The following is an 8,631-nucleotide window of genomic DNA, read 5'->3' on the forward strand; positions in this document are numbered from 1 at the left end:
ATGCCCAGTCCCACCACGGTCCGGTGGTCGGCTGGTCGGCGGGAACATCGGCCTCTTGGGCCAGCAGGTTGTGGTGCGTCATCGAGCACCTCCGCCGGTGGTCTGGGAAGCATCGGTCTCGCCACGCGCCTGGGAGCCCTTCTCGGTGCTCAGGGTCGCTGTCGACGACGACGCGGCGTCGGGCGCGATGGCTGGGGGATCAGGGGAGAGGATCTCCTTCAGGGACGGGCCTCGTCCCAGCTTGTGCTTGGCGCGGGCTTCCAAAGCTTGCATGAAGATGGTCAGGATCAGTGCGAGGACGAAGTAGGTCACCAGGCCCACCAGGGCGTGGGAGAACCAGATATCTGTGGGCCGGCGCAGGTTGTTCAGCTCGAATGTGAAGTCATTGACGCCGGGCAGGATGTAGACGATGGCGCTTCCCTTGAGCAGGTGGACCCACAGGTTGGCCAGGGAGGGCAGCATCAGCGCCCAGGCCTGCGGGAAGATGATCCGGCGCATCTTGTGCGGCCAGGACATCGACAGCGCCGTGGTGGCCTCCCACTGTCCCTGAGACACGGTGGTCAGCGACGCCCTGACGGCTTCGGCGCCGTAGGCCCCGTAGTTGATGCCCAGCGCCACGACTCCGATGAGGAAGGTGTTGCGGACCAGGCCCTCGCCGGGAAGATCTGGATTCGCCATCCAGAACAGCGGCAGCACGTAGACCATCCAGAACAGCAGGACCAGCAGTGAGATGCCGCGGAAGAACTCGATGAGCACGCGCGCCGGTCCGCGCAGCCACAGGCTGGGAGCCCCAGCCATGAGACCCAGGGCGACGGCGACGACGAAAGCGAGCGCTCCGCCCAGCAGGGTGAGCTGAATGGTGGTCAGAAGGCCGTCGATGAGTCGGTCGGAGAAATCGGACAGCGCCTGGAGATGCTGCCGCTGCTCCTCGAGCCAGTCCATGTGCGAGTGGTTCCCCTCAGGTGGTTGTGCAGTGGCACCGACTCGGCGGTCAGCCCCGGGCGGCGGGGCTGACCGCCGTGGTCAGCAGGATGCGCCTATCAGTCGAGGTACTGCTCGTTGAGCTCTTCGACATTGCCTTCGCAGAGCTCAGCGGCGGTCAGCTCGGCCGGGGGAACCTCATCCTCGGTGAAGCCGAACTCGCTGATGATCTCCAGCATTTCGCCGGACTCCTTCAGCTCAGCCAGATGCTCGTTGTACTCGTTGAGCAGGTCCTCATCGGAGAAGCGGAAGACGGTGGATCCGGCAGAGACCTCGTGGCTGAACGGATCGGTGACCTCGTAGCCCTCGATATCGCCGGCCATCGCGTTCAGCGAGATCGCCGTCAGCGCGAACACGTCTGCCCGGCCGCCGGTGACGAAGTCGACCCCGTCCTCGGCGGTCTCCACGCCTTCGGTCTCAATGCCGAGCGCCTCGGTGTAGCCGGCCTCGACGCCGGCGGTGAGGGTGACCACGTCCAGGCCCTCGGACTCCTGGACCTCAGCGACGTCCTCGAAGTCCTCAAGACCATGGGGGTTGCCCTCCTCCACCAGGAACGCCGTGGTGTACATGATCTCCGGCTCGGAGAAGGCTGCCTGCTCGCAGCGCTCCGGAGTGATGGACATGCCGGCGGAGACCACATCCCACTGGCCGGCGTTCAGACCGGGGATGAGCGTGTCCCAGCTGGTGAGCTCGGCCTCGACCTCATAGCCCATCCGTTCGCCGAGAATCTCTTCTGCCAGTGCCAGGGCCGCGCCGGTGGGCTCTCCGTCCTCGAGCCAGGAGTACGGCTCCTCGCCGGCGATGGCGACGGTGACTGAGTCGCCTTCGACGGTCACGTCCGGAGTTTCGCCGTTGCCTTCGGCTCCTTCGGCGGTCTCGGCGCCGCCGTCGGCCTCTTCAGTCTCGGTGTCCTCGCCGTTTCCGCCGCAGGCGGTCAGGGCCAGCAGGGCGGCGGTGGTGAATCCACCGGCGCGCAGTGCGGAAGTCTTGAAACTCATGTTCGACCTCGGTTCCTCATACGTCGTGTGTGCGAGTCGGATGGCCTGCGTCCGCAGGTTGCTGACAACCCTACGGCCACACGGCGGCAATATCCAGGGTTACGTTAGCCAGCAACAAGGGTTTTACAAACTGCGATCCTCTGTGCGCACCACGAAATGCCAGGGTCCGGCGAATGAGGGAAATATTTCAGAAATTATCTCGCAGGGGCCGCATCTGCCTGCTCATCGCGGCAGAGGCGAACAGCTATTCCGTGAGAAAAACTGGCACCCTAGTGCAGATCACATCTCAATAAACATTTGCGCGGCGCCTGCTCACCGCGCTCATCCCACCGAGGTGCGGCCTTCGAATGCCCTGCCCAGAGTGACGTCATCGGCGTACTCCAGGTCTCCGCCCACCGGCAGTCCGGAGGCCAGCCGGGTGATCCGGATGCCTAGGGAGCTGAGCATGCGCACCAGGTAGGTCGCCGTCGCCTCGCCCTCCAGGTTCGGGTCGGTGGCGATGATGACCTCCTGGATCTCGTCGTCGGAGAGCCTGTTCAGCAGCTGGCGGATGTGCAGCTGGTCCGGGCCGATTCCGGCGATGGGGTTAATCGCACCGCCCAGCACGTGGTAGCGGCCGCGGAAGCTGCGAGTGCGCTCGATGGCCATCACGTCCTTGGACTCCTCCACCACGCAGATCACCGAGCCTTCGCGGCGGGTGTCCTGGCAGATCCGGCACAGCGACTCCTCGGAGACGTTGAAGCACACCTCGCAGAACTGCACCTTGTCCTTGACTGTGCGGATCGCCTCAGCCAGTCGCGCCATGTCCTCAGCATCAGCCTCCAGGATGTGGAATGCCACTCGCTGGGCGGACTTGGGCCCGATGCCCGGCAGCCGGCCGAGCTCGTCGATCAGGTTCTGGATTGCGCCTTCATACACAGTCAGCCAGTCTACGGCTCCTGCATGCACACTCAGCCAGTCCACTGCTCAGCGGCGCCGCCGCCTCCGTGCCGCGGCCGGTGGACCGCTCTGTCTAGACTCATTGAGACAGTGAGCTCGGTCACTCCGGGCTGAGGGAGGAGAGGCGAATGGATGCAGATCTCATTGTGGTCGGCGCCGGCCTGGCCGGACTGACCGCCGCGGCGGAAGCAGCTGACGCGGGACGCTCGGTGCTGCTGGTGGACCAGGAGGGGGAGCAGTCCCTGGGCGGACAGGCGCACTGGAGCCTGGGCGGGCTGTTCATGGTGGACACCCCTGAGCAGCGCCGCATGCGGGTGCGGGACTCCGTGGAGCTGGCCTGGCAGGACTGGCTGGGCAGCGCCCAGTTCGACCGTGAGGAGGACCGCTGGCCTCGTGCCTGGGCGGAGGCCTATGTGCATTTCGCCGCCGGAGAGAAGCGCGCCTGGCTGCACCAGATGGGCCACCGCATCTTCCCGGTGGTCGGCTGGGCCGAACGCGGCGACGGCCGGGCAGAGGGGCACGGCAATGCGGTGCCGAGGTTCCACATCACCTGGGGCACCGGCCCGGGTGTGGTGGAGCCCTTCCTGAACCGGGTGCGCGAGCACGCCGACGCCGGGCGGATTCGGTTCGCCTTCCGCCACCGGGTGGACGGGCTGGTGGTGGAGCAGGGTCGCTGCACAGGAGTCCATGGTGCGCTGCTGGAATCCACTGAGGCTGAGCGGGGCCGCCCCACCAGCCGCGAACAGATCGGCGAGTTTCAGCTGAGTTCGCAGGCGGTGATCGTCTGCAGCGGTGGCATCGGCGGCAATCACGATCTCATTCGGCGCGTCTGGCCGGACCGTCTGGGCACACCGCCGGAGCAGATGGTCTCCGGAGTTCCGGACCACGTCGACGGCCGGATGCTGGCCATCGCGGAGCAGGCCGGGGCGCATCTGATCAACCCGGACCGCATGTGGCACTACACCGAGGGTCTGCGCAACTGGGATCCCATCTGGCCGCTGCACGGCATCCGCATCCTGCCCGGACCGTCCTCGCTGTGGCTCGACGCCGCCGGCAACCGGCTTCCGGCCCCCTGCTACCCGGGGTTCGACACGCTCGGGACACTGAAGCATCTGCGCACCACCGGCTGGGACTACTCCTGGTTCGTGCTGACCCAGAAGATCATCGAAAAGGAGTTCGCGCTCTCCGGATCGGAGCAGAATCCCGATCTGACCGGCCGGGACATCCGGCAGGTGCTCTCCCGGGTGCGCAAGGGCGCTCCCGGGCCGGTGGAGGCCTTCAAGCAGCACGGTGACGACTTTGTAGTGGCCGATTCGCTGGATGAGCTGGTCGCCGGGATGAACCGGATCGCCGACGACGCCGCCCCCGAGCTGACCGAGGAGAAGCTGCGCACGGTCATCGAGCAGCGGGACCGGGCCCTGGAGAACCCCTACACCAAGGACGCGCAGATCACCGCAGTCCACGGAGCCCGGAAGTATCTGGGGGACAAGCTGGTGCGCGTGGCCCGGCCGCACCGGATCCTGGATCCCGCTGCGGGGCCGCTGATCGCAGTGCGGCTGCACATTCTCTCCCGCAAAACCCTCGGCGGATTGGAGACGGACCTGCAGGGCCGCTGCCTGCGCTCCGACGGCGAACCGTTTCCCGGGCTGTATGCCGCCGGGGAGGTCAGCGGCTTCGGCGGAGGCGGCATGATGGGCTACAACGCCCTGGAGGGCACCTTCTTGGGAGGCTGCCTGTTCTCCGGGCGCACTGCCGGACGGGCAGCAGCTGCCCAGGCCGGCTGAGCACCTGCGGGGGCCTCAGCGGCCGACGGCGTCCGGGCCGCTGAGCGGTTCAGCGAGGATCGTCGTCGAGCCGCTGCTCCTCCAGCAGCACGCCGTCCAGAATCCGTTCGATGGCGCGGCGGCCGAAGACTCCGGTGCCTTCGAGGTCGACGTCGTCATCGCTGGGAATGTCTTCCTCCGGGGCTTCTGCCCAGTCCGGCGGGGGAGAGGTGTCATACTCCGCCGGTGCTTGTGCGGCTTGCCAGGTACCGTCGGCCTCCGCGGCAGCTGGAGAGCTTCTGGCTGCCAGCCGCTGCCGGATCTCCGCGGCCCGGCCGTTGGCCTCGGCTGGGCTCTGCCGCTGCTCCGGTGGGGCCTCATGGGCTGCTGGGGCGGCGCTGTCCGATGGAGCGGCACGCCGGGCGAAGGCCGGAATGGGGGGTTTGCCGGTTTCGCCCGCCCGGTGGGATGAGGACGACGACGGCGCAGGCGCGGCGGCTTCCGCGGTCTGCTCCGCAGTCGCGTGCTGGGGACCGGTTGGCGCGGGCGACTGCCAGGCGCCGGCCGGGGCGGGCGTGTCCCACCGGTGTTCGGGCCAGGGGCCGGGGGCTTCGTCCGGGTCCTCCGGCTCGTCAGGGTCCTGCGGCTGCTCGGCAGATTCGGCAGCATTCCACGGCGGCGACGGGTCCGGTCCGTGGGGAGTGGGGGCCTCGGCCGGAGCTGGACTTGCCCCAGTCCGGCCCTCACCTTTTGGGGGCGGTGCCCCCTGGTCCTGCGGGGGTCCGGAGGCCAGCTCGAAGCTGACCTGCATGCCGAGCACCTCCTGCACTGCGTCGCCCAGTGCCTGTTCGCCATTGCGGTTGGCGAACGTGTTGCGGGCGCCTTCGTTGCTGAATGCCAGGGTGAGCCGTTTGCCGTCGAACCCGGCCACGGAGACGTTGCCCTTGACCAGCATCCACAGCATGCGGGAGCGGGACTTCATGGCTTCGACGATGTCCGGCCAGGCGCGCTGCATCATGTCCGTGGAGCCCCCGGCTGCCTGCTGAGCAGCTGCAGCGGGGCTCTCCTGGGCGGGGGGCGCAGGCTCCGGGGCGGCATCGGCGGCTTCTTTCCGCGGCGCCCCAGGTTTTGGGGCTGGCGGCTGGTCGACTGCCTGCGGGTTGTTGGACTCAGTGCCGGGCGGCTCCGGCTGCGGGCCGGGGCTCTGTTGGCCGGCAGGGGACGGGCTCTGCGGCCGAGCAGGTGCGGAGGTCTCCTCCGGCGTCGGGCCCCAGGCACCGGGCACGGCCCAGCCGGCTTCGTCCTTACCGGCTGCCTGCTCCTGGTGCGCGGGGCCGCCGTCTGCGGGGCCGGTCTGCGCGGCCGCGGAGCCTTGCGCCGCGCCCTCAGCTGGCGCGGTGGAAGTCGAGGCCTCGCGGGGAGCTTCCCCCGGAGGAGTGCTTCCAGCGCCTGCGGTGAAGTCCAGCCGGCGCTCTAGCCGCTCCAGCCGTGCTGCGAGGCTGGAGTGGCCGGACTCTGCATGGGGCAGCAGCAGCCGGGCCATCAGCAGCTCCAGGTGCAGCTGGGGAGAGGTGGCGCCCACCATCTCGGTGAGCGCGGTGGCGGTGATATCCGCGGCGCGGGAGAGCTCAGCAGCACCGACCTTGGACGCCTGGGTCTGCATGGTGCGGATCTGATCCTCCGGCACCCCCCGCAGGATCGCCTGCGGCGACTCCGGCACAGATTTCACGATGATCAGATCCCGCAGCCGCTCCAACAGGTCTTCGACGAACCGCCGCGGATCCTGCCCGGACTGGACTACTCGGTCCACTACGGAGAAGGCCTGGGCGCCGTCGAGGTCTGCCACAGCATCGACCACCTGGTCCAGCAGCGCGGCGTGGGTGAAGCCCAGCAGCGCCACAGCGCGGTCATAGTCCAGCCCGGACTCTCCGGCCCCGGCGATCAGTTGGTCCAGAACGGAGAGGGTGTCGCGGACCGAACCGCCGCCGGCCCGCAGCACCAGCTGCAGCACACCGGGTGCCACCTGGACATTCTCCGCCGAGCAGAGCCGCTCCAAATAGTCCAGCAGAGGCTCCGGCGGGACCAGGCGGAAGGGGTAGTGGTGGGTGCGGGAGCGGATGGTCCCGATGACCTTGTCCGGCTCGGTGGTCGCGAAGATGAACTTGATGTGCTCCGGCGGCTCTTCAACGATCTTCAGCAGCGCGTTGAATCCCGCTGCGGTGACCATATGGGCCTCATCGATGATGAAGATCTTGTAGCGGTCGCGCACCGGAGCGAATGTGGCTCGCTCGCGGAGGTCGCGTGCGTCGTCGACGCCTCCGTGGCTGGCGGCGTCGATCTCGATGACGTCAAGGGATCCCGGTCCGCCGGTGGCCAGGTCGCGGCAGGATTCGCACTCGCCGCATGGAGTGCCGGTGGGCCCGTGTGCGCAGTTCAGGCAGCGAGCGAGGATGCGGGCCGAGGTGGTCTTTCCGCATCCGCGCGGCCCGGAGAAGAGATACGCATGAGAGACCGCATCCTTGCCCAGGGCAGTGACCAGCGGGCCGGTGACGTGCTCCTGGCCGATGACGTCGGCAAAGGTGTCAGGCCGGTAGCGGCGGTACAAGGCGGTGCTCACAGTCCAGAACCTTACCCCGCGCGGCGGACAGTCGCATTGGTGCGTTCAGCGATGCGCCCTTGGATGCGGCTGCTGCCCGGAAACACGTAGAGCCACCGGGTGCGCGGCCGCAGCGCGACCGCGGTCACCGAGACCACCAGCCCTGCCGCAGTGCAGGCGATTGTGTGGGTCACCGGATCGGCGCCCAGGGCCACCATGGTCCGGTGGGTGAGCACCGCGGCGGGGAAGTGCAGGATGTAGACCACGATCGAGCTGCGCCCGATCCAGGCCAGGAAGCGCAGCACGGAACCGGTGGGTGTCCGGGAGGCCAGCCACACCGCAACGGCGATGCCGATGACGGAGCCGGGGACGGCGAACAGGGTGCCGGTCCGCAGGTCGCGATGATCGACCCCGGCTGCGGAGATGGCGGCGGCGATCAGCGCCAGTGCGATGACCACAAGACTCGGGGCCTTGACCCAGCGCGGAACCACACGGACACAGGCAGCACCGAGGAAGAAGAACGCGCCGTTGTAGAGCGTGCGGCTGGCGATGGAGAGATTGATCTCACCGAAGTGCCGCAGCAGCAGCATCACCAGGAAGACACCCAGCGCGGCGCCGACCAGCCCGGCGCGATGGTGCACCACGGGTTTGAGCAAGATTCCCAGTGCGTAGCAGAAGATCAGCGCGGTCAGGAACCACAGGTAGTCGCCACCGCTTCGCCAGAAGGCGGGGTGGTCGAACCCTCCGTGGTAGATGAACAGGCCGAACAGCAGGCCCCACAGCACCAGTGGCCATACGATCGCGGCGAACTTTCCCCAGGCGTAGAGCGGCAGCGGCTTCGCCAGTGAGCGCGGCAGCAGCATGCCGGAGAGGAACATCAGCAGCGGCATCCGGAATGGTTCCAGGTACCGATTCACTTCAGCCCACTGCTCCACGCCGTTGCCGTTGAGATAGGGGATATCGGCGCCGTGGAGCACAACCACCAGCAGCACGGCGATCCCACGCAGCATATCCATCCACTGCATGCGGCCAGCTGAGGCGGCCGCGGCAGCGGGTGGCACGGGTGCGGGTGCGGTAGGTGACATCAGGTGAGGGTGAGTGGCTTTCTCGACGGCGTCCGGGCAGGGTGTGGGGACGGTCCCCTCAGCCCGAACCAAACCGAACCCACTGTACCGAATGCCGGCCGAAAGGCTTGTGCTGGCGTTCACGAGGGCCGCCGCGTGAGCCCAGTTCCGTGACCTCCCCGCCTCCTCGGTCCGGCCCCCTGGAGCGGCGGGGGCGTCGGGGTGACAGGTGGGGTGTCGTAGGGGGCTTGTAGCGTGGTGGGTATGGATATCGAACGGGGTGTCCCGCC

Annotated in this window: 6 protein-coding genes; 1 reads left to right on the forward strand and 5 read right to left on the reverse strand. The window is 68.0% G+C overall.

Annotated features, from left to right (window positions below; translation table 11 throughout):
- Positions 1 to 78: 78 nt before the first annotated feature.
- From Q1K09_RS08235 to recR, 3 genes are all read right to left on the reverse strand, one after another.
- Positions 79 to 942, reverse strand: a complete 864-nt coding sequence (locus tag Q1K09_RS08235) for an amino acid ABC transporter permease (protein WP_300344583.1) — start codon at positions 940 to 942, stop codon at positions 79 to 81.
- Positions 943 to 1,040: 98 nt separating this feature from the next.
- A complete protein-coding gene (locus Q1K09_RS08240; RefSeq protein WP_300344586.1) occupies positions 1,041 to 1,979 on the reverse strand; it encodes a transporter substrate-binding domain-containing protein in 939 nt (312 codons plus the stop codon).
- Positions 1,980 to 2,300: 321 nt separating this feature from the next.
- A complete protein-coding gene (gene recR, locus Q1K09_RS08245; protein ID WP_300344589.1) occupies positions 2,301 to 2,897 on the reverse strand; it encodes a recombination mediator RecR in 597 nt (198 codons plus the stop codon).
- A gap of 149 nt (positions 2,898 to 3,046) precedes the next feature.
- Here recR and Q1K09_RS08250 point away from each other — a divergent pair, with 149 nt between their 5' ends.
- A complete protein-coding gene (locus Q1K09_RS08250) occupies positions 3,047 to 4,702 on the forward strand; it encodes an FAD-binding dehydrogenase (protein ID WP_300344592.1) in 1,656 nt (551 codons plus the stop codon).
- Between the two features lie 49 nt (positions 4,703 to 4,751).
- Here Q1K09_RS08250 and Q1K09_RS08255 read toward each other — a convergent pair whose 3' ends face one another.
- A complete protein-coding gene (locus Q1K09_RS08255) occupies positions 4,752 to 7,298 on the reverse strand; it encodes a DNA polymerase III subunit gamma and tau (RefSeq protein ID WP_300344594.1) in 2,547 nt (848 codons plus the stop codon).
- Between the two features lie 11 nt (positions 7,299 to 7,309).
- Positions 7,310 to 8,302, reverse strand: a complete 993-nt coding sequence (locus Q1K09_RS08260; RefSeq protein WP_300344596.1) for an acyltransferase — start codon at positions 8,300 to 8,302, stop codon at positions 7,310 to 7,312.
- Positions 8,303 to 8,631 lie beyond the last annotated feature (329 nt).

The sequence above is a fragment of the Nesterenkonia sp. genome (assembly GCF_029265375.1).
Taxonomy (GTDB): domain Bacteria; phylum Actinomycetota; class Actinomycetes; order Actinomycetales; family Micrococcaceae; genus Nesterenkonia.

Coding starts and splice junctions, on each gene's coding strand:
- Q1K09_RS08235 (WP_300344583.1), bottom strand. CDS start 942: ATGGACTGGCTCGAGGAGCAGCGGCAGCATCTCCAGGCGCTGTCCGAT.
- Q1K09_RS08240 (WP_300344586.1), bottom strand. CDS start 1,979: ATGAGTTTCAAGACTTCCGCACTGCGCGCCGGTGGATTCACCACCGCC.
- Q1K09_RS08250 (WP_300344592.1), top strand. CDS start 3,047: ATGGATGCAGATCTCATTGTGGTCGGCGCCGGCCTGGCCGGACTGACC.
- Q1K09_RS08260 (WP_300344596.1), bottom strand. CDS start 8,302: ATGCAGTGGATGGATATGCTGCGTGGGATCGCCGTGCTGCTGGTGGTT.